Source organism: Bacillus sp. 11C (assembly GCF_055486375.1).
This window is the reverse complement of record NZ_JBUPVZ010000018.1, coordinates 1-21,031: the sequence shown is the minus strand read 5'-3', so window position 1 is coordinate 21,031 and position 21,031 is coordinate 1. Positions and strand designations below refer to the sequence as shown.

The following is a 21,031-nucleotide window of genomic DNA, read 5'->3' as shown; positions in this document are numbered from 1 at the left end:
ACTTTTTTTATGTCGATTGAAGTTGGCAGCAAGTTGCAAGGGAAAATTACAGGTATTACAAATTTTGGAGCATTTGTTGAATTGCCTGGAGGCTCAACCGGTCTCGTTCACATCAGTGAGGTAGCTGATAACTATGTCAAAGACATTAACGATCACTTAAAAGTCGGCGACCAAGTTGAAGTGAAAGTCATCAACGTTGAAAAAGACGGGAAAATTGGTTTATCTATTAAAAAAGCTAAAGACCGTCCGCAAGCCAGACCTAGAAATGATTTCCGTCCGAAAGAATCTTTTGAACAGAAAATGAATAAGTTTTTAAAAGACAGCGAAGATCGCTTGTCATCTTTAAAACGCAATACGGAATCAAAACGTGGAGGGCGCGGAGCAAGAAGAGGATAACTTGCTGCTTTCTATAAATAAATGAAGCATCCGTTCATCCCGACGGATGCTTTTTTATAATTCGCCCCTGCTTTAAAAATCAGAAAATTATAACATTAAAGTTTCTGTTGACGAAAAGGACAAACCTTTGTATTATATAACTTGTGCTTAGAAGCATAAAACAATATGGCGGTGTAGCTCAGCTGGCTAGAGCGTACGGTTCATACCCGTGAGGTCGGGGGTTCGATCCCCTCCGCCGCTACCATATTTGTTTGGCCCGTTGGTCAAGCGGTTAAGACACCGCCCTTTCACGGCGGTAACACGGGTTCGAATCCCGTACGGGTCATCCTAAGGAAATCGGTTTCTGATACAGAAACCGGTTTTTTTCATTTTTAGACAACATTCCGGATATTCTTTTGATAAACGAATATCTAGGCAGAAACCGTCGAAGACTTCTTTGGTCTTGTTCCCTTCTTTTGACAAAATCCTATCTGTGCTTTCGCTATAATGACAGGCAACGAATATAACAGGTGGGAGATGAGAGGAATGGAAAAAGCAGAAAGAAGAGTGAACGGGCCAATGGCGGGACAAGCTTTGGAAAAACTCCAATCGTTTTTTAACAGGAGCGCGAAGCTAGTGACTCATCATTTGCATTCACTGTTTTTCTATAAAGGGTTCATTTATGTCGTCATTGGATTTTTGCTTGGACGTGCTTTCATATTATCCGAGGTGCTTCCTTTCGCACTTCCTTTCTTTGGAGCGATGCTTCTTATCAGAAGAGACAAGGCGCTTTATGCGGTGCTGGCTGTGCTTGCGGGTGCGCTGACCATTTCTCCGAAGCACTCATTGCTCATACTAGCGGCTTTGCTGGCATTCTTCGTATGTTCTAAAGTGGCCGCCTTCATCACCGACGATCGCGTGAAAGCACTCCCGATTGTCGTGTTTTTCTCCATGGCTGCAGCAAGAGCCGGATTTGTGTACGCTCAAAATGGCGTGTTTACAACCTATGATTATGTAATGGCTGTGGTTGAAGCTGGACTATCCTTTATTTTGACGCTGATTTTCCTTCAGAGCCTTCCGATTTTTACCATGAAAAAAGTGAAACAATCATTGAAAATAGAAGAAATTATTTGCTTTATGATCCTAATTGCTTCCGTTCTGACGGGGCTTGCCGGCTTGTCCTACCAAGGTATGCAGGCAGAACATATATTGGCACGTTATGTTGTGTTGAGTTTTTCCTTTATTGGCGGTGCAAGCATTGGCTGTACGGTTGGTGTCGTGACCGGTCTGATTCTTGGATTGGCGAATATCGGAAATCTCTATCAAATGAGTCTGCTCGCTTTTTCCGGTTTATTAGGCGGTTTGCTGAAGGAAGGGAAAAAAGCGGGCGCAGCAATCGGGCTGATCGTTGGATCACTTCTTATTTCTTTATATGGTGAAGGCTCTGCCGGTCTGATGACAACACTCTATGAGTCATTAATCGCAGTCGGCCTGTTTTTGCTTACACCTCAATCAATTACAAAGAAAGTGGCGAGATATATTCCGGGAACTGTAGAGCATCTTCAGGAGCAGCAGCAATATGCAAGGAAAATCAGAGATGTCACTGCTCAAAAGGTAGACCAGTTCTCCAATGTATTCCATGCGCTGTCTGAAAGCTTTGCCACCTTTTATCAAGCATCAGACGAACCGGAAGATGACAGCGAAGTTGATCTGTTTTTAAGCAAAATCACAGAGCATTCCTGCCAGACGTGTTACAAGAAAAACAGGTGCTGGGTACAGAACTTTGATAAAACATATGACTTAATGAAACAAGTTATGCTTGAAACAGAAGAAAAAGAATATGCATCAAACCGAAGGCTGAAAAAAGAGTTTCATCAGTATTGTTCTAAATCAAAGCAGGTTGAAGAGCTGATTGAGGACGAACTCGCACATCACCATGCCCATTTGACACTCAAGAAAAAAGTGCAGGACAGCAGACGTTTAGTTGCTGAACAGCTTTTAGGTGTTTCAGAAGTCATGGCAGACTTTTCTCGGGAAATAAAAAGAGAGCGAGAACAGCACTTTCTGCAGGAAGAACAAATCATAGAGGCTCTTCAGCATTTCGGAATCGAGATTCAGCATGTGGAGATCTATAGTCTTGAACAAGGAAACATCGATATTGAAATGACCATTCCGTTCAGCGGACATGGAGAAAGTGAAAAAATTATTGCCCCTATGCTTTCTGATATTTTGGAAGAACAAATTCTTGTGAAAGCCGAACAGCACTCCCCGCATCCGAATGGGTACAGTCATGTCGCCTTTGGATCAACAAAATCATACAGGGTATCTACAGGTGCTGCTCACGCTGCGAAGGGCGGCGGCCTTGTCTCCGGCGACAGCTACAGCATGATAGAGCTTGGAGCCAGAAAATATGCTGCGGCAATTAGTGATGGTATGGGCAATGGTGCAAGGGCGCACTTCGAAAGCAATGAAACGATCAAGCTTCTTGAGAAAATCCTTGAATCCGGCATTGATGAAAAAATAGCAATTAAAACGATCAACAGCATACTGTCCCTAAGGACAACTGACGAGATATACTCCACGCTTGACCTATCTATTATCGATCTTCAAGATGCCAGCTGTAAATTTTTGAAGGTCGGTTCGACGCCTAGCTTTATCAAACGGGGCGACCAGGTAATGAAAGTTCAAGCGAGCAATCTGCCAATCGGTATTATTAATGAATTCGATGTGGAGGTTGTGAGTGAGCAGCTGAAAGCGGGCGACCTCTTGATTATGATGAGTGACGGCATTTTTGAGGGCCCTAAGCATGTGGAAAATCATGATTTATGGATGAAACGCAAAATGAAGGGATTAAAAACAGATGACCCGCAGGAGATTGCCGATTTGCTCATGGAGGAAGTCATTCGCACGAGATCCGGCCAAATTGAGGATGATATGACAGTTGTTGTCGTCCGGATTGACCACAATACACCGAAGTGGGCATCTATTCCTGTTCCGGCCATTTTTCAAAACAAACAAGAAATTTCATAACGCTTTCGTATAAATCAAATTTCTTCTGGCGAAGATGGGAATATATGAATCTGAGAATCCTCGTATTCTCCAGGAGGAATGAATGTGAATAACGGACATTTAAATCAAATTTTGCTGATAACGGATGGCTGCTCGAATCATGGGGAAGACCCGCTTGCAATGGCTGCTTATGCTAAAGAACAGGGGATTACGGTAAACGTCATTGGTATAATGGAAGAAAACCAAATTGATCCTGAAGCGATGAAGGAAGTCGAAGGGATTGCGCTTGCCGGAGGCGGCGTGCATCAAGTCGTTTATGCATCTCAGCTTTCACAAACCGTGCAAATGGTAACAAAAAAAGCGATGACGCAAACCTTACAAGGTGTAGTCAATCAAGAGCTGAAACAAATCCTCGGAAAGAATGTGGAGATGGAGGAGCTTTCACCCGAAAAACGCGGTGAAGTCATGGAAGTGGTAGACGAGCTTGGAGAAACGGTTCATCTTCAGGTTTTGGTTCTTGTTGATATAAGTGCAAGTATGGCGCCTAAGCTTCCAACTGTAAAAGAGGCGTTGATTGATTTGTCTGTCAGCCTCAATTCTCGAATCGGGAATAACGAATTTGCGATGTGTATATTTCCCGGGAAAAAACAAGAGGTTGAGCTTGTGCTGAACTGGACACCGAAGCTGCAATCTCTTTCCACGCTCTTTGCAAAGCTGTCTACAGGGGGCATCACCCCAACAGGTCCGGCGATACGCGAAGCGACACTGCAGTTTGAAAAAATCCGCTCAAGAAGGAGCATGCTGGCAGATGATGAACGACGCTTTGACGAGTTTGGCATGTAGCCTTAAGCCGGGTATGACAATCAAAGGCAAGTGGAACGGAAACGCTTATACATTGCGTAAACAGCTTGGAAAAGGGGCCAATGGAATTGTGTATTTGGCAGAAGCATCAGATGGACATGTTGCCTTAAAGGTGAGTGATGACAGCTTGTCTATTACTTCTGAAGTGAATGTCTTGAAATCTTTCTCAAAGGCCCAGTCCGTTACGATGGGGCCTTCTTTTTTTGATACAGATGATGCCTATATTCCCACAACCAATACGAAGGTTTCATTTTACGCAATGGAATACATAAAAGGGCCGCTGCTTTTAAATTATATCAGTGATAAAGGAGCAGAATGGATACCGGTATTGATGATTCAGCTGTTATCCAGCTTATCGGTGCTTCACCAGCAAGGATGGATATTCGGCGATCTTAAACCTGATAATCTGATCGTAACCGGTCCGCCCGCAAGAATCCGATGCATTGATGTAGGCGGCACAACAAAGGAAGGCCGGGCGATAAAAGAGTATACCGAGTTTTACGACAGGGGCTATTGGGGGTATGGAACAAGAAAAGCTGAGCCCTCCTACGATCTGTTCGCAGTTGCCATGATTATGATCAACAGCGTGCATAAAAAAGAATTCAAGAAAACAAACCAGCCTAAGGAACAGCTTAGGTCTCTAATCGAAGGAAACACATTGCTGCAAAAGTACAAAAAAGTGCTTTTTTCAGCATTGAACGGAGATTACCAATCCGCAGAAGAAATGAAGAAGGATATGCTCGATGCAGGGCAAAAGGCAGTACAGGGAAAACAGGCTGCAAAAGCACCGCCGCAGCCTGTCACAAGACAAAGACAGCAAAAACCGCGTCAAGGGAAAGTAACGAAGACGCGATATACCCCTAAACAGAAAGCGGCTAAGTCGGGAGGGTTATTTGAAACAACGCTTATCGTGATCAGCGTTTTAGCGTTTTATTTCGCCTACATTATCTTTTTCTTAATCTGAATGGCACAATCTGCAAAGCCTATGCTTCTTCTTTGCTTGGAAGGATTGAAAGTGATAGGATATGAATATCTTTAAAATACCTGCTCATTGCGAGGAGGACATTGTGAAAAGTGTCAAAGATTTTTTTAACAAACACAATCTTGCGTTAAAAGGGGCGACAATCATTGTAGGCGTTTCTGGCGGTCCGGACTCAATGGCTCTTCTTCACGCGCTGCATACGTTATACGGCCGTTCAGTGAATATGATTGCGGCCCACGTTGACCATCGGTTCAGGGGCGCTGAATCCGAGGAGGACATGCGTTTTGTCCAAGCTTATTGCAAGGCTGAACAGCTCGCGTGCGAAACAGCCCAAATCAATGTAACTGCCTATGCACAGGAAAAAGCTCTTAATAAGCAGGCTGCAGCACGTGATTGCCGCTATCAGTTTTTTGAGGACATCATGTCGAAGCATCGAGCGGACTATCTGGCGCTTGCGCATCATGGTGATGACCAGGTTGAAACGATGCTTATGAGACTGGCTAAGGGCACGCTTGGAGCGGGACTTGCGGGAATGCAGCCGGTCAGACGTTTTGGTACGGGGCGGATCATCAGGCCGTTCTTAACCATTACAAAGGAAGAGATCCTTCAATATTGCCGTGAAAACGGCTTGAGGTACCGGACGGATGAAAGCAACGCCAAAGATGACTACACAAGAAACAGATTTAGAAAAACAGTGCTCCCGTTTTTGAAACAGGAGTCCCCGGATGTGCATAAAAGATTTCAGAAAGTAAGCGAGGCACTGACGGAAGATGAGCATTTCTTACAGTCATTAACGAAAGACGAAATGAATAAAGTAATCACAAGCCAGTCTAATACATCAGTTGAAATCAATACCTCTCTATTGCTTGCCCTCCCGATGCCTTTACAAAGAAGAGGAGTTCAACTAATATTAAACTATCTTTATGAAAACGTTCCATCATCCTTTTCAGCTCATCACATTCAGCAATTTCTCGATTGGGCGGAAAAGGGCAGTCCTTCAGGAGTATTGGATTTTCCGAAAGGATTGAGGGTGGTCAAATCATATCAGACATGTTTGTTTACATTTGAACAATGGCAGTGCAAAAATGTTCCCTTTGAATACCAAATAAGCGGAGCTGCTGATGAAACGGCAGTGCTCCCCAATGGATTTCTGATAGAGGCAAAGCGTCATGCGGAATCGCCTGAAGAACATGGGAATGCTGTTTTTATTACAAGTGAAAAAAAGGTGCGATTTCCCTTAACGATTCGGACAAGAAAAGCTGGAGACCGGATCAAACTAAAAGGGATGAACGGCTCAAAAAAGGTAAAGGATATATTTATTGATAAGAAATTGCCTCTCCGAGAAAGAGACAACTGGCCGATTGTGACAGATGCAAGCGGTGAAATTATCTGGATACCGGGCTTGAAAAAATCAATTTTTGAAGATCTTGTGATTCCAAACAGCAACCGCATTGTATTACAATATAGACAGCATGAAAAGTGTAGGGGGCAAGCAAAATCATGATGAAACATGATATCGAGAAAGTACTGATCTCAGAGGAAGAGATACAAGAGAAAGTAAAAGAGTTAGGCGCAGACTTAACGAGTGAGTATCAAGATACATTTCCGCTGGCAATCGGTGTGTTAAAAGGAGCGCTTCCTTTTATGGCGGATCTTATCAAGCATATTGATACATATTTGGAAATGGATTTCATGGATGTATCAAGCTACGGAAATTCCACGGTTTCTTCTGGAGAAGTAAAAATCATCAAAGATTTGGATACATCTGTAGAGGGCCGGGACATCTTAATTATTGAAGATATCATCGACAGTGGGTTAACCTTAAGTTATCTAGTAGAGCTCTTCCGATACCGTAAAGCAAAATCAATTAAGATTGTTACCCTTTTGGATAAACCGAGCGGAAGAAAAGCGGACATTAAAGCAGACTTTGTAGGCTTTGAAGTCCCTGAAGCGTTTGTAGTGGGTTACGGACTTGATTATGCTGAGCGCTATCGCAATCTGCCTTATATCGGAGTGTTAAAACCGGCAGTTTATGAAAGCTGATCGGCATCCTGCTTCCGAGGTGGTTATTGTTTGTATTGGAATGTTTTTCTATGGTACTATTGAACATAGTTGTGCTTACTGTGGGAGGAGGTAAGGAATGAATCGGGTCTTCCGTAATACCATTTTTTATTTACTTATTTTATTAGTAGTAATCGGGGTTGTGAGCTACTTCCAGACCTCAAATCCGAAAACAGAAAATATGTCGTACAGTACGTTTATCAAAAATCTGGATGACGGGAAAGTTGATAGCGTATCGGTTCAGCCTGTCAGAGGTGTTTATGAGGTAAAAGGACAGCTGAAAAACTACGACAAAGATCAATACTTCTTGAGTCATGTTCCTGAAGGAAAGGGAGCAGACCAGATATTTAATGCTTTGAAAAAGACAGACGTAAAGGTTGAGCCCGCTCAAGAAACAAGCGGATGGGTGACGTTCCTGACGACCATCATCCCGTTTGTCATTATCTTTATTCTGTTTTTCTTCCTGCTCAATCAGGCTCAAGGCGGCGGCAGCCGTGTAATGAACTTTGGAAAGAGCAAGGCGAAGCTGTATACAGAGGAAAAGAAACGCGTCAAATTTAAAGACGTTGCAGGGGCGGACGAGGAAAAACAAGAACTCGTTGAAGTTGTTGATTTTCTGAAAGATCCCCGCAAGTTTGCCGAGGTTGGCGCAAGAATACCAAAAGGCGTGCTTTTAGTCGGACCTCCGGGCACCGGTAAAACATTGCTTGCCAAAGCTTGTGCAGGTGAAGCTGGCGTACCTTTCTTCAGCATCAGCGGATCTGATTTCGTTGAAATGTTTGTAGGTGTCGGTGCTTCCCGTGTGCGTGACTTGTTTGAAAATGCGAAAAAGAATGCGCCTTGTTTGATCTTCATTGATGAAATCGACGCAGTTGGACGCCAGCGTGGAGCGGGTCTCGGCGGCGGACACGATGAACGTGAACAGACGCTAAACCAATTGCTTGTTGAAATGGACGGATTCAGCGCCAATGAAGGCATTATCATCATTGCTGCGACGAACCGTGCGGACATCTTGGACCCAGCCTTACTTCGTCCGGGACGTTTTGACCGTCAAATCACAGTGGACCGCCCAGATGTCATTGGCCGTGAGGCTGTATTGAAAGTCCATGCGAGAAACAAACCGCTGGATGAAACGGTTAACCTGAAGTCAATTGCCATGAGAACACCTGGCTTCTCAGGCGCTGACTTGGAAAATCTCTTGAATGAAGCTGCTCTTGTGGCGGCTCGTCAAAACAAGAAAAAAATCGATGCGCGTGATATTGACGAAGCGACGGACCGTGTGATTGCCGGACCTGCTAAGAAAAGCCGCGTTATCTCCAAGAAAGAACGCAACATCGTGGCTTATCACGAAGGCGGACACACCGTTATCGGACTCGTTTTAGATGAGGCTGATATGGTTCATAAAGTAACGATTGTTCCCCGCGGCCAGGCTGGCGGTTATGCGGTTATGCTTCCAAGAGAAGACCGTTACTTCCAGACAAAGCCGGAGCTGCTTGATAAAATTGTCGGCCTCTTGGGCGGACGTGTAGCTGAAGAAATTATCTTCGGTGAAGTCAGCACAGGAGCGCACAATGACTTCCAGCGTGCGACGAATATTGCTAGAAAAATGGTTACAGAATTCGGTATGTCAGAAAAACTGGGTCCGTTGCAATTTGGACAGTCTCAGGGTGGTCAGGTATTCTTAGGCCGTGATTTCAACAACGAACAAAACTATAGTGATCAAATCGCTTACGAAATTGATCAGGAAATTCAGCGCATTATCAAAGAATGTTATGAGCGTGCGAAACAAATCCTGACTGAAAATCGTGACAAGCTTGAATTGATTGCTCAAACGCTTCTGAAAGTTGAAACACTCGATGCTGAACAAATCAAACACCTTGTCGATCATGGATCATTGCCTGAACGCAATTTCTCTGATGATGAGAAGAACGATGACGTGAAAGTAAACATTCTGACAAAAACAGACGAAAAGAAAGACGATACAAAAGAGTAATTCGCTTTCTTTCTAAAAACTGCCGGCTGACGCTGGCAGTTTTTTTATGTAAATCCCGCCTCAGCAGCTGCTTTTACAATCATCCAATTCTGGTTTCGATTTGTTTACAAATGAGCCGCTGATCGTGTAAGGTATTGTAGAATGTTTGTAAAAGTAATGCAGAGAAACTATTCAAAAGTGGTGATAGAGGTTGTTACTGGTTATTGATGTGGGGAACACCAATACTGTACTTGGTGTATACCATAATGGAGAATTAGAATATCACTGGCGTATAGAAACAAGCAGGCATAAAACAGAAGATGAGTTTGGGATGATTTTGCGCTCCTTATTCGAGCATTCCGGGCTCATGTTTGAACAGATAGATGGCATTATTATTTCATCAGTAGTGCCGCCGATCATGTTTGCATTAGAAAGAATGTGCACAAAATACTTTCATATCGAACCGCAAATTGTCGGTCCGGGTATGAAGACAGGTTTAAATATAAAATATGACAATCCGAAAGAAGTGGGAGCAGACAGAATCGTAAATGCTGTCGCTGCGATACACTTATACGGCAATCCGTTAATTATTGTTGATTTTGGAACTGCCACAACGTATTGCTATATTGATGAAAACAAACAATACATGGGCGGGGCGATTGCTCCTGGGATTACGATTTCAACAGAGGCGCTTTACTCGCGTGCGGCAAAGCTTCCACGTATCGAAATCACCCGGCCTGACAATATTATCGGAAAAAACACTGTTAGCGCGATGCAATCTGGAATTTTATTTGGCTATGTCGGTCAAGTGGAAGGAATCGTCAAGCGAATGAAATGGCAGGCAAAACAGGAACCAAAGGTCATTGCGACAGGAGGCCTTGCGTCGCTCATTGCAAATGAATCAGATTGCATAGATATCGTTGATCCATTCCTAACCCTAAAAGGGCTGGAATTGATTTATGAACGAAACCGCGTAGGAAGTGTATAGGAGGTTTTGTAATGGATTATTTAATAAAAGCACTTGCGTATGACGGAAAAGTGCGCGCTTATGCAGCGAGAACAACTGATATGGTAAACGAGGGACAAAGACGACATGGCACGTGGCCGACAGCATCCGCTGCACTGGGCCGTACAATGACAGCTTCTCTTATGCTCGGGGCTATGCTGAAGGGCGATGATAAACTGACTGTGAAAGTCGAGGGCGGAGGTCCAATCGGAGCAATTGTGGCTGATGCCAATGCAAAAGGGGAAGTCAGAGCATATGTCTCTAACCCGCAAGTTCATTTTGATTTAAATGAACAAGGCAAGCTTGATGTTAGACGTGCTGTTGGAACAAGCGGAACGTTAAGTGTCGTAAAAGATTTAGGGTTGCGTGAGTTCTTCACAGGACAAGTAGAAATTGTTTCAGGCGAATTGGGAGATGATTTCACCTACTATCTTGTGTCTTCGGAGCAGGTTCCTTCATCTGTGGGTGTCGGTGTGCTCGTGAATCCTGACAACACCATTCTTGCGGCAGGCGGCTTTATTATTCAGCTTATGCCGGGAACCGATGATGAAACCATCACAAAAATCGAACAGCGTCTATCCCAAGTAGAGCCGATTTCTAAGCTCATCCAAAAAGGCCTTACACCAGAAGAAATATTAGAAGAAGTCCTAGGTGAGAAGCCTGAGATTTTGGAAACGATGCCTGTTAGATTCCATTGTCCTTGTTCAAAAGAACGTTTCGAAACAGCCATTTTAGGACTAGGCAAAAAAGAAATACAAGATATGATAGAAGAAGATGGACAAGCCGAAGCAGTATGCCATTTTTGTAATGAAAAGTACTTATTTACAAAAGAAGAGCTGGAAGGGCTTCGTGACCAAACTACCCGCTAAGCTCTTTAGCGGGTTTTTTGAATTTGAGAAAAGGGGCTGAAAGCAGGTTTGAAATCAAGAACAATCTGGACCATTATTTTAGGGTCGCTGTTGGCTTGTTGTATTGCCGTTGCATATACGCTGACAAAATCCCAAGCCGGTGCATCGCCATCCGATGAGTCTATTGCGACTGTCGGAGGCAAAAGTGTGACAAGACAAGAATGGCTGAAAGAAATGGAAGATCAATATGGGAAATCGACACTTGAAGATATGATCAATGTCCGAGTCGTTGAGCAGCTCGCCAAAAAGAACAATCTCAAAGTGTCTAAAAGTGAAATTGATGGGGAGTTTTTGCTGATTAAAGCGGTCAACAATTCCTTTTACGAAGACGAACGTACAACAGAGAAAGAGTGGAAAGACCAAATTCGTTATAATATCCTCCTTGAAGACTTGTTAACAAAGGATATTGATATCTCAAACAAAGAAATGAAATCATTCTATAATAAAAATAAAGAACTGTATCAGTTTGATGATTCGTATCGAATTCGGCACATTGTTGTAAAAGATGAAGAAGAAGCGAAAGAAGTCCTGAAGGAACTGAAAGGCGGCTCAAGCTTTGAAGCTGTTGCGGCGGAAAGGTCTACAGACAGATACACATCACCATACGGCGGAGATTTAGGTTTTGTCACAGAAGCATCAGACAACATTCCGTCAGCATACATTGAAGAAGCAAAAACACTCAAAGAGGATGAATGGTCTGACGAACCGATAAAGGTCAGTAACGGATATGCCGTTATTCAGCTGAAAGAAAAACTAAAGGCGAGAACTTTCTCATATGATGAAGTGAAGGATCAGATCAGACGGCAAATCGCAATGGATCAGTTAGGTGATAAAGCTACAGTCAAAACGCTTTGGAAAGAAGCCGATGTATCTTGGTTTTATGGGGAAAAAAGTACTAAATGATTGACAAAAAATTTTGAAATTGATAGATTATATACATAATACCAATACAAATAGTCGGAAATTGAGGTGTCGAGAATGGTACGTGTAGCAAACTCCATTACTGAATTAATCGGGAATACGCCAATCGTTAAATTAAATCGCCTTGCAGATGAAAACAGTGCAGATGTATATCTTAAGCTTGAATACATGAACCCTGGAAGCAGTGTAAAAGACCGTATCGGTTTAGCTATGATTGAAGCTGCTGAAAAAGAAGGGAAATTAAAAGCCGGTGACACAATCATTGAACCGACAAGCGGAAATACTGGAATCGGGCTTGCGATGGTTGCTGCGGCTAAAGGATTAAAAGCCATTTTGGTTATGCCTGATACAATGAGCATGGAGCGCCGCAACCTTCTTCGCGCATACGGTGCTGAGCTTGTGCTGACTCCTGGCGCGGAAGGCATGAAAGGCGCGATTAAGAAAGCTGAAGAGCTTGCTGAAAAGCACGGATACTTTGTGCCGCAACAGTTTAATAATCCTTCTAACCCAGAAATTCACCGCCAAACAACGGGTAAAGAAATCGTTGAGCAATTTGGTGATGATCAGCTTGATGCATTTGTAGCCGGTATCGGTACAGGCGGAACGATTACAGGAGCGGGCGAAGTTCTGAAGGAAGCATACCCTTCCGTCAAAATTTACGCTGTTGAACCGTCAGACTCTCCCGTGCTTTCAGGAGGAAAACCAGGCCCTCATAAAATTCAGGGAATCGGAGCTGGATTTGTGCCTGACATCTTAAATACAGAAGTATACGATGAAATCTTCCCTGTGAAGAATGAAGAAGCATTCGAATATGCGCGCAGAGCTGCACGTGAAGAAGGAATTCTCGGAGGCATCTCATCAGGCGCGGCAATTTATGCTGCTCTTCAAGTAGCAAAAAAACTCGGAAAAGGCAAAAAAGTATTGGCCGTCATTCCAAGTAACGGTGAACGTTATCTGAGCACGCCGCTGTATCAATTCGATTAAAAAAGTCAAACTCCCGGTCCGCCGGGAGTTTTTTTATATTCGTGCATCAAATATGCCGTGTCTGTGACGAATGTTATTCTTGGAAGAGAAATTCACTTTTTTCACTAACAAGATTGCTTTACAATAAAAAACAAGCAAAAAAGAAAATAGAGGAATGATATAAATGGCACAACGCAGACCGGCAGGCAAAAAAGTACCTTTTCAAAAAGATTCATTCTTACAACAATTTGAGAAACTTGCGCGATCCAAAAAACAGCATGTGCTGCTTGAAAGTGCAAGAGGCGGCAGATACAGTATAGCCGGTCTTGATCCAATTGCGACAGTAAAAGGAAAAGACGGGATTACCACGATTAAGCATGGAGATGAAATACTGTTTAAAGAAGGTGATCCATTACGCGCGTTCCATAGCTGGTTTAAAACGCTGGAAACAGAAACAAATCACGAGCTTCCAGATTTTCAAGGCGGGGCAATCGGGTTTCTCAGCTATGATTACGCACGTTACATTGAAAACTTTAAAATGCTCTCACTAGATGACTTGGAAACGCCAGATATTTATTTTCTTGTTTTTGATGATATAGCAGTTTATGACCATCAAGAAGAGTCTCTGTGGCTGATTACTCATGTTAATGGTTCTGATCACGAATCTGCGGACGTAAAGTTATCTGAGCTGGAGCGAATGTGGCTGGCTGAGCTTCCGGTTGTCCCTTCGCGAGAGATGAAGCATGAAACAGACGGTTCCTTCGCGGCGCCATTTACCGAGGATGGATTCTCGCAAGCTGTAGAGAAAATTAAACAATACATTGCCAGCGGAGATGTGTTTCAAGTCAATCTATCAATTAGGCAGTCACAGTCAATGTCTGCCCACCCATATCAAATTTACAAAGCCCTGAGAGAAGTAAATCCTTCTCCTTATATGTCATATTTGGAAACACCTGATTTCCAAATCATTTGCGGATCACCTGAACTGCTTGTCAGCAAAAAGGGCAAATTATTAGAGACGAGACCGATTGCAGGCACTCGTTCCAGAGGGAAAACCGATGAAGAAGACAAGGCACTCGTAAACGAATTGATCCACAATGAAAAAGAACGCGCTGAACATGTCATGCTTGTCGATCTTGAGCGAAATGACTTGGGGAGAGTATCACGGTACGGGTCCGTGCGCGTAAATGAATTCATGGCCATTGAAAAATACTCGCATGTAATGCACATTGTGTCTAACGTCCAAGGTGAACTGCAGGATGGATATGATGCTGTGGATATTATTCATGCTGTATTTCCCGGGGGGACCATAACAGGTGCTCCCAAAGTAAGAACGATGGAAATTATAGAAGAGCTTGAGCCGACACGCCGCGGGCTTTATACTGGATCTATAGGGTGGTTTGGATATAACAACGATCTGCAGTTTAATATCGTCATTCGAACCATTTATGCAACCGGAGGGCAGGCATTCATGCAGTCCGGCGCAGGAGTTGTGATTGATTCTGTTCCAAAGCACGAATACAGAGAATCATTCAAAAAAGCTTTTGCGATGCAAAAGGCGTTAGAGCTGAGCAAAGCAGAGACAAAAATCAGATGAGGTGAGCGGAGAAATGATTTTAATGATTGATAACTACGATTCATTCACGTACAACTTGGTGCAGTATTTGGGCGAGCTTGGGGAAGAACTGATTGTGAAACGCAATGACGACATCACGATCGAAGAAATTGACGAACTGTCTCCGGATTTTCTGATGATTTCACCGGGACCGTGCAGCCCCGATGAGGCAGGAATCAGTCTTGAAGCAATTAAGCATTTTGCAGGGGAAATTCCCATTTTCGGTGTATGCCTCGGACATCAGTCCATCGCACAAGTGTTTGGTGGTGACGTGGTGAGGGCAGAGCGGCTTATGCACGGAAAAACCTCTGATATCGAGCATGACGGCAAGACAATCTTTGGAGGTTTGAAAAATCCCCTTGTCGCGACTCGTTATCACTCGCTGATCGTAAAACCTGAGACGCTGCCAAGCTGTTTTACAGTAACAGCCCAAACGAAAGAAGGAGAAATCATGGCGATTCGCCACAATGACCTCCCGATAGAGGGCGTGCAATTTCACCCGGAGTCTATTATGACCTCCTTTGGGAAAGAAATGCTCAGAAATTTCATTGAGACATACCGCAAGGAAGTTATTGCGTGATGATATATGTTAACGGCCGGTATATAGAGGAGAAAGATGCAGTTCTTTCTCCTTTTGACCATGGATTTTTATATGGGATCGGTGTTTTTGAAACCTTCAGGCTCTACGAAGGCTGCCCATTTTTGTTTGATTGGCATATAGAAAGGCTTGAGCGTGCGCTTCAGGATCTGCAAATCGAATATACTGTTTCAAAGCATGAGATTCTTGAGATGCTGGACAAGCTGCTTTGGCTGAATGATATCAGGGATGGCAATGCCCGCGTCAGATTGAACATATCAGCCGGAATCAGCGATAAAGGCTTTGTTGCCCAGACTTACGATAACCCAACCGTTTTATGCATTGTGAACCAGCTGAAACCAGAAAGCCTTCCATTCCAAAAAGAAGGTAAGGTTTTATCGATACGCAGAAACACACCAGAAGGGCCGTTCCGGTTAAAATCTCATCATTATTTAAATAATATGTATGCGAAAAGGGAAATCGGAAATGATCCGCGTGTCGAAGGGATTTTCTTAACGGAGGATGGAGCTGTCGCGGAGGGCATCATATCGAATGTTTTCTGGAGAAAAGGGAGCTGCATCTACACTCCGTCAATTAACACAGGTATTCTGGACGGCGTCACGAGACGTTTTGTCATTGAAAATGCAAAGAAAATAGGACTAGAACTTAAAACGGGCCGATACGAGCTGGAAACTCTTTTGACAGCTGACGAAGCGTGGATGACAAATTCGATTCTGGAAATCATCCCGTTTACTAAAATAGAAGAAGTAAACTATGCGGGTCAAAGCGGAGAAGCAGCCTCTGCTCTTCAAACGCTTTACAAAAAAGAAATAAAGAACATGATTCATGAAAAGGGAGGAAGAGAATGGCGCGGCAAACGATAGACCAAACACAAGTAATCCACACTAAGCCCAGCGCTTTATCATATAAAGAGAAGACACTGGTAATGGGTATTTTAAACGTAACGCCTGACTCTTTCTCAGACGGCGGAAAATATGACAGCTTGGACAAGGCATTGCTGCACGCGAAAGAGATGATCGAGGACGGTGCCCATATCATTGATATCGGAGGAGAATCCACAAGGCCCGGCGCCGAGTATGTCTCAGAGGATGAGGAGATGTCCAGAGTGATTCCTGTGATTGAGCGGATCACAAAAGAACTGGGCGTGCCGATTTCTGTAGATACGTACAAGGCTTCTGTCGCAGATGAAGCTGTTAAAGCCGGCGCTTGCATCATCAATGATATTTGGGGAGCGAAACATGATCCGAAGATGGCTTCTGTTGCAGCTGAACACAATGTTCCAATTGTTCTCATGCATAACCGACCAGAGAGAAATTACAATGACTTATTACCGGATATGCTATCGGACTTATTGGAGAGTGTGAAAATCGCTGTTGAGGCCGGTGTGGAGGAGAAGAACATCATTCTTGATCCGGGAATCGGTTTCGCGAAAACCTATCACGATAATTTGGCAGTGATGAACAAACTCGAGATTTTCAGCGGACTGGGGTATCCGGTGCTTTTGGCAACCTCCCGAAAAAGATTCATCGGACGTGTTCTGGATCTTCCGCCTGAGGAGCGGACTGAGGGCACAGGTGCGACTGTGTGTCTCGGCATTCAAAAAGGTTGTGACATTGTCAGGGTGCATGACGTAAAACAAATTGCCAGAATGGCGAAAATGATGGACGCGATGCTGAATAAGGGAGGGGAGCACCATGGATAAGGTCTATGTGGAAGGCATGGAGTTTTATGGATATCACGGTGTGTTCGAAGAAGAAAATAAGCTTGGTCAGCGGTTTAAAGTTGATTTAACCGCTGAGCTGGATTTAAGCAAAGCAGGACAAACAGACGACCTTGAACAAACGATCAACTATGCTGAGCTCTATCACGTATGTAAAGATATCGTAGAAGGGGAGCCTGTCAAATTGGTGGAAACGCTGGCGGAACGTATTGCTGAAACTGTCCTTGAGAAATTTCAGCCGGTGCAGCAATGTACTGTGAAAGTCATTAAGCCCGATCCGCCAATTCCCGGACACTATAAATCAGTAGCGGTTGAAATCACGAGAAAAAAATCATGAACAACATAGCTTATATTGCGCTTGGGTCTAATATTGGAGATAGAGAAACGTATTTAAGGCAAGCGGTGGCATTGCTGCACCAGCATGATGCGGTGACAGTGACTAAAGTATCCTCTATTTACGAAACTGACCCGGTCGGATACGAAGATCAAGATGAATTTTTGAATATGGCTGTTGAAATCAAGACGTCGCTGAACCCTTTTGAACTTCTTGAACTGACGCAGTATATAGAAAATGAGTTAGGCAGAACAAGGGAAGTAAGATGGGGACCGCGGACGGCAGACCTTGACATTTTGCTGTTTAATCGTGAAAATATTGAAACAGAGCAACTAATTGTTCCGCACCCGAGAATGTATGAGCGTTTGTTTGTCCTTGCTCCGCTTGCGGAAATTTGCCCGCAGGTTGAAAAAGAGGCAACAAGCGCGGAAACAGACCAAGAAGGTGTAAGAGTATGGAAGCAGAAATCTGGGGTAGACGAATTCGTGCATTCAGAAAGCTGAAAGGTTATACTCAAGAAGGATTTGCAAAAGCGTTAGGTATATCAGTTTCTATTCTCGGCGAAATTGAACGCGGAAACCGATTGCCGTCAGCTGCCATCATTCAAGGTGCAGCAGATGTTTTAAATATAAGCGCGGACGAATTAGCGCCGCCAGAAAAAGATAACAAATGAAGGGAGGTTAAAAATGTTTAAAATCGGTGATATTGAATTGAAAAACCGTGTTGTGCTTGCCCCGATGGCTGGTGTCTGCAACTCGGCATTCAGATTGACTGTAAAGGAATTCGGTGCTGGATTGGTATGCGCTGAAATGGTCAGTGACAAAGCGATCCTTTACAACAATGCAAGAACCATGGGTATGCTTTACATTGATGAACGTGAAAAACCGCTCAGCCTTCAAATTTTCGGAGGAAAAAAGGAAAACCTTGTGGAAGCGGCAAAGTTTGTAGACCAAAACACAACTGCTGATATTATTGATATTAATATGGGATGTCCTGTACCAAAGATTACAAAATGTGATGCGGGAGCGAAATGGCTTCTCGATCCTGATAAGATTTACGAAATGGTTTCTGCAGTAGTGGATGCGGTTGATAAACCAGTTACAGTGAAAATGAGAATGGGCTGGGATGAAGACCACATTTACGCAATAAAAAACGCACAAGCTATAGAACGTGCGGGCGGGAAAGCAGTTTCGCTCCACGGCCGTACAAGAGTTCAGATGTACGAAGGAACGGCAAACTGGGACATCATCAAAGAAGTAAAACAATCAGTATCGATTCCGGTTATCGGAAACGGAGATGTCAAAACGCCGCAAGATGCTAAGCGTATGCTTGAGGAAACAGGAGTAGACGGTGTCATGATTGGACGCGCCGCACTGGGCAATCCGTGGATGATTTACCGTACGGTTCAATACCTTGAAACAGGCGAATTAAAAGAAGAGCCGCAAGTACGCGAAAAAATGGCGGTATGCAAACTACACCTTGACCGCCTGATTAACTTAAAAGGTGAAAACGTAGCGGTAAGAGAAATGAGAAAACACGCTGCTTGGTATCTGAAAGGTGTAAAAGGCAATGCAAAGGTTCGTAATGAAATCAATCATTGCGAGACAAGAGAAGAGCTTGTACAGCTTTTAGATGCATTTACTGTTGAAGTTGAGGCAAAAGAGCTTCAAGACGCAAAAGTAGGATAATACTCACCTCTATTTGCTGCTCACTGCCAGTTTTGTGCTGGCAGTTTTTCTGCTTCTTTCATGAAACAATATCTGTAATGGAGTGATAACAATGAGTCAAGAAGAGCAAAACCATGAAGAATTGAACGACCAGCTGCAAGTCAGACGCGATAAAATGAATCAGCTGAGAGATAACGGCATTGATCCGTTCGGCGAACGTTTTGAGAGAACTCATCAGTCTCAGGAAGTTATTTCGGCATATCAAGATCTAACTAAAGAAGAGTTGGAAGAAAAAGCGATTGAAGTTACAATCGCAGGCCGTATGATGACAAAACGCGGCAAAGGAAAAGCCGGCTTTGCGCATCTTCAGGACTTAGAAGGCCAAATCCAAATCTACGTAAGAAAAGACAGTGTTGGTGACGAGCAATACGAAGTCTTCAAGTCTTCTGACCTCGGTGATCTTATCGGCGTAACCGGAAAAGTCTTCAAAACAAATGTAGGCGAATTGTCTGTTAAAGCAACTTCTTTTGAATTGCTGACAAAAGCGCTTCGTCCGCTTCCTGACAAATACCATGGTTTGAAAGATGTTGAGCAGCGCTATCGTCAGCGCTACCTGGACCTTATCGTAAATCCAGACAGCAAACATACGTTCATCGCACGAAGCAAGATCATCCAAGCTATGAGAAGATACCTTGATGATCACGGATACTTAGAAGTAGAAACACCAACAATGCACAGCATTCCTGGGGGCGCTTCTGCACGTCCGTTTATCACCCATCACAATGCGTTAGATATTCCGCTCTATATGCGCATCGCAATCGAATTGCACCTAAAACGTCTGATTGTCGGCGGATTAGAAAAAGTATATGAAATCGGCCGTGTTTTCCGTAATGAAGGTGTCTCTACACGTCATAACCCTGAATTCACGATGATTGAGTTATATGAAGCATATGCGGACTATAAAGATATCATGAGCTTAACTGAAAACCTCGTTGCTCATATCGCCCAAGAAGTGCTTGGAACAACTACGATCCAATACGGGGAAGAACAAATCGACCTTAAACCGGAATGGAAAAGAATCCACATGGTTGATGCGGTCAAAGAAGCGACTGGCGTTGATTTCTGGGAAGAGGTTTCTGTTGAACAAGCGCGTGAATACGCAAATGAACATGGCGTAGAGATTAAAGATTCTATGACAGTAGGCCATATCATTAACGAGTTCTTCGAACAAAAAATTGAAGAAACTCTTATTCAGCCAACGTTTATCTACGGACACCCTGTAGAAATCTCTCCTCTTGCTAAGAAAAATCCTGAGGACCCGCGTTTCACAGACCGTTTTGAACTGTTTATCGTTGGCCGTGAACATGCAAACGCGTTTACTGAGCTGAACGATCCTATTGATCAAAGAGAGCGCTTTGAAGCGCAATTAAAAGAACGTGAAGCCGGTAACGATGAAGCTCATTTAATGGATGAAGACTTTGTTGAAGCTCTGGAATACGGTATGCCGCCAACAGGAGGTTTAGGCATCGGTATTGACCGTCTGGTTATGCTGCTGACCAATGCACCTTCTATTCGCGATGTGCTGTTATTCCCGCAAATGAGACAGCGTTAATAAAGAAGAGCGGCATCTCTATTTAAGGGATGCCGCTCTTTTTAAATTCTTAAGTATTTCTTCAAAAAAACTATTGCACTATTATTTACAAGGTGGTATATTATTATTCGTTGCCGCTAAACAAGGCGATAACGAAAAAAACTTTGAAAAAAATTATTGACTTCACTGAGTTAACGAGATATAATAATAAAGTCGCTTAAACGAAGTGAGCAAAATGATCTTTGAAAACTAAACAAGACAAAACGTACCTGTTAATTCATTTTTTAAAAATCGCACAGTGATGTGCGTAGTCAGTCAAACTAGGCCTGCACGACGCAGGTCACACAGGTGTCACCGCAGGATGCGGTGGACTTAACCTGTGATCCATTTTATCGGAGAGTTTGATCCTGGCTCAGGACGAACGCTGGCGGCGTGCCTAATACATGCA

20 protein-coding genes, 2 tRNA genes and 1 rRNA gene are annotated in these 21,031 nt (G+C 43.6%); all 23 read left to right on the top strand.

All coding sequences use genetic code 11. The features are described from left to right. Window positions 1-9 precede the first annotated feature (9 nt). Window positions 10-396 carry a S1 domain-containing RNA-binding protein gene (locus ACY3LV_RS18710; RefSeq protein WP_003218379.1) on the top strand — a complete coding sequence of 129 codons (387 nt, stop codon included), beginning with the start codon at window positions 10-12 and terminating at the stop codon, window positions 394-396. Window positions 397-563: 167 nt separating this feature from the next. Continuing rightward, a tRNA-Met gene (locus tag ACY3LV_RS18705) sits at window positions 564-640 on the top strand. 9 nt (window positions 641-649) lie between these two features. Beyond that, a tRNA-Glu gene (locus ACY3LV_RS18700) sits at window positions 650-721 on the top strand. A 200-nt stretch (window positions 722-921) separates the two neighbouring features. Next, a complete protein-coding gene (spoIIE, locus tag ACY3LV_RS18695; RefSeq protein ID WP_464864291.1) occupies window positions 922-3,405 on the top strand; it encodes a stage II sporulation protein E in 2,484 nt (827 codons plus the stop codon). 84 nt (window positions 3,406-3,489) lie between these two features. Continuing rightward, window positions 3,490-4,227 carry a VWA domain-containing protein gene (locus ACY3LV_RS18690; protein WP_333562272.1) on the top strand — a complete coding sequence of 246 codons (738 nt, stop codon included), beginning with the start codon at window positions 3,490-3,492 and terminating at the stop codon, window positions 4,225-4,227. Next, window positions 4,193-5,209, top strand: coding sequence for a serine/threonine protein kinase PrkT (prkT, locus tag ACY3LV_RS18685; protein WP_148964467.1), 1,017 nt, complete (start codon window positions 4,193-4,195; stop codon window positions 5,207-5,209). The genes ACY3LV_RS18690 and prkT overlap by 35 nt, the downstream gene beginning before the upstream one ends. 103 nt (window positions 5,210-5,312) lie before the next feature. Then, a complete protein-coding gene (tilS, locus tag ACY3LV_RS18680) occupies window positions 5,313-6,731 on the top strand; it encodes a tRNA lysidine(34) synthetase TilS (protein ID WP_464864290.1) in 1,419 nt (472 codons plus the stop codon). Next, complete coding sequence (gene hpt / locus ACY3LV_RS18675; protein ID WP_464864289.1) at window positions 6,728-7,270, top strand: hypoxanthine phosphoribosyltransferase; 543 nt, start codon at window positions 6,728-6,730, stop codon at window positions 7,268-7,270. Before tilS ends, hpt begins: the two co-directional genes overlap by 4 nt. Before the next feature lie 97 nt (window positions 7,271-7,367). Then, complete coding sequence (ftsH, locus tag ACY3LV_RS18670; protein WP_148964469.1) at window positions 7,368-9,281, top strand: ATP-dependent zinc metalloprotease FtsH; 1,914 nt, start codon at window positions 7,368-7,370, stop codon at window positions 9,279-9,281. Between the two features lie 190 nt (window positions 9,282-9,471). Further along, window positions 9,472-10,248, top strand: coding sequence for a type III pantothenate kinase (locus ACY3LV_RS18665; RefSeq protein WP_148964470.1), 777 nt, complete (start codon window positions 9,472-9,474; stop codon window positions 10,246-10,248). 11 nt (window positions 10,249-10,259) lie between these two features. Further along, window positions 10,260-11,135, top strand: coding sequence for a redox-regulated molecular chaperone HslO (gene hslO / locus ACY3LV_RS18660; RefSeq protein ID WP_148964471.1), 876 nt, complete (start codon window positions 10,260-10,262; stop codon window positions 11,133-11,135). A gap of 48 nt (window positions 11,136-11,183) precedes the next feature. Next, window positions 11,184-12,077, top strand: coding sequence for a peptidyl-prolyl cis-trans isomerase (locus tag ACY3LV_RS18655; RefSeq protein ID WP_464864288.1), 894 nt, complete (start codon window positions 11,184-11,186; stop codon window positions 12,075-12,077). 75 nt (window positions 12,078-12,152) lie between these two features. Continuing rightward, window positions 12,153-13,079 carry a cysteine synthase A gene (gene cysK, locus ACY3LV_RS18650; RefSeq protein ID WP_148964473.1) on the top strand — a complete coding sequence of 309 codons (927 nt, stop codon included), beginning with the start codon at window positions 12,153-12,155 and terminating at the stop codon, window positions 13,077-13,079. Between the two features lie 163 nt (window positions 13,080-13,242). After that, complete coding sequence (locus ACY3LV_RS18645; RefSeq protein WP_464864287.1) at window positions 13,243-14,655, top strand: anthranilate synthase component I family protein; 1,413 nt, start codon at window positions 13,243-13,245, stop codon at window positions 14,653-14,655. 13 nt (window positions 14,656-14,668) lie between these two features. After that, complete coding sequence (pabA, locus tag ACY3LV_RS18640) at window positions 14,669-15,253, top strand: aminodeoxychorismate/anthranilate synthase component II (RefSeq protein ID WP_148964475.1); 585 nt, start codon at window positions 14,669-14,671, stop codon at window positions 15,251-15,253. Beyond that, on the top strand, window positions 15,253-16,134 hold the full coding sequence (gene pabC, locus ACY3LV_RS18635; RefSeq protein WP_148964482.1) for an aminodeoxychorismate lyase: 882 nt from the start codon (window positions 15,253-15,255) through the stop codon (window positions 16,132-16,134). Before pabA ends, pabC begins: the two co-directional genes overlap by 1 nt. Then, window positions 16,116-16,973: a dihydropteroate synthase gene (gene folP, locus ACY3LV_RS18630; RefSeq protein WP_464864286.1), complete on the top strand. Its 858-nt coding sequence runs from the start codon at window positions 16,116-16,118 to the stop codon at window positions 16,971-16,973. The genes pabC and folP overlap by 19 nt, the downstream gene beginning before the upstream one ends. After that, window positions 16,966-17,328 (top strand): dihydroneopterin aldolase, encoded by a 363-nt coding sequence (gene folB, locus ACY3LV_RS18625; protein WP_148964477.1) that lies wholly within the window; start codon window positions 16,966-16,968, stop codon window positions 17,326-17,328. The genes folP and folB overlap by 8 nt, the downstream gene beginning before the upstream one ends. Further along, entirely contained in the window at window positions 17,325-17,828 is a 504-nt protein-coding gene (folK, locus tag ACY3LV_RS18620) for a 2-amino-4-hydroxy-6-hydroxymethyldihydropteridine diphosphokinase (protein ID WP_148964478.1), read from the top strand. Before folB ends, folK begins: the two co-directional genes overlap by 4 nt. Then, the gene (locus ACY3LV_RS18615) at window positions 17,780-17,998 is read left to right on the top strand and encodes a helix-turn-helix domain-containing protein (protein ID WP_014112324.1); all 219 of its coding nucleotides are present in this window, start codon (window positions 17,780-17,782) and stop codon (window positions 17,996-17,998) included. The genes folK and ACY3LV_RS18615 overlap by 49 nt, the downstream gene beginning before the upstream one ends. 13 nt (window positions 17,999-18,011) lie before the next feature. After that, window positions 18,012-19,013 (top strand): tRNA dihydrouridine synthase DusB, encoded by a 1,002-nt coding sequence (gene dusB / locus ACY3LV_RS18610; protein ID WP_464864285.1) that lies wholly within the window; start codon window positions 18,012-18,014, stop codon window positions 19,011-19,013. Between the two features lie 91 nt (window positions 19,014-19,104). Beyond that, complete coding sequence (lysS, locus tag ACY3LV_RS18605) at window positions 19,105-20,604, top strand: lysine--tRNA ligase (RefSeq protein WP_333519487.1); 1,500 nt, start codon at window positions 19,105-19,107, stop codon at window positions 20,602-20,604. A gap of 368 nt (window positions 20,605-20,972) precedes the next feature. Next, window positions 20,973-21,031: ribosomal RNA gene (locus ACY3LV_RS18600) — 16S ribosomal RNA — on the top strand; the annotation flags it as partial.

Coding starts and splice junctions, on each gene's coding strand:
- ACY3LV_RS18710 (WP_003218379.1), top strand. CDS start 10: ATGTCGATTGAAGTTGGCAGCAAGTTGCAAGGGAAAATTACAGGTATT.
- spoIIE (WP_464864291.1), top strand. CDS start 922: ATGGAAAAAGCAGAAAGAAGAGTGAACGGGCCAATGGCGGGACAAGCT.
- prkT (WP_148964467.1), top strand. CDS start 4,193: ATGATGAACGACGCTTTGACGAGTTTGGCATGTAGCCTTAAGCCGGGT.
- hpt (WP_464864289.1), top strand. CDS start 6,728: ATGATGAAACATGATATCGAGAAAGTACTGATCTCAGAGGAAGAGATA.
- ftsH (WP_148964469.1), top strand. CDS start 7,368: ATGAATCGGGTCTTCCGTAATACCATTTTTTATTTACTTATTTTATTA.
- hslO (WP_148964471.1), top strand. CDS start 10,260: ATGGATTATTTAATAAAAGCACTTGCGTATGACGGAAAAGTGCGCGCT.
- cysK (WP_148964473.1), top strand. CDS start 12,153: ATGGTACGTGTAGCAAACTCCATTACTGAATTAATCGGGAATACGCCA.
- ACY3LV_RS18645 (WP_464864287.1), top strand. CDS start 13,243: ATGGCACAACGCAGACCGGCAGGCAAAAAAGTACCTTTTCAAAAAGAT.
- pabA (WP_148964475.1), top strand. CDS start 14,669: ATGATTTTAATGATTGATAACTACGATTCATTCACGTACAACTTGGTG.
- pabC (WP_148964482.1), top strand. CDS start 15,253: ATGATATATGTTAACGGCCGGTATATAGAGGAGAAAGATGCAGTTCTT.
- folP (WP_464864286.1), top strand. CDS start 16,116: ATGGCGCGGCAAACGATAGACCAAACACAAGTAATCCACACTAAGCCC.
- folB (WP_148964477.1), top strand. CDS start 16,966: ATGGATAAGGTCTATGTGGAAGGCATGGAGTTTTATGGATATCACGGT.
- folK (WP_148964478.1), top strand. CDS start 17,325: ATGAACAACATAGCTTATATTGCGCTTGGGTCTAATATTGGAGATAGA.
- ACY3LV_RS18615 (WP_014112324.1), top strand. CDS start 17,780: ATGGAAGCAGAAATCTGGGGTAGACGAATTCGTGCATTCAGAAAGCTG.
- dusB (WP_464864285.1), top strand. CDS start 18,012: ATGTTTAAAATCGGTGATATTGAATTGAAAAACCGTGTTGTGCTTGCC.
- lysS (WP_333519487.1), top strand. CDS start 19,105: ATGAGTCAAGAAGAGCAAAACCATGAAGAATTGAACGACCAGCTGCAA.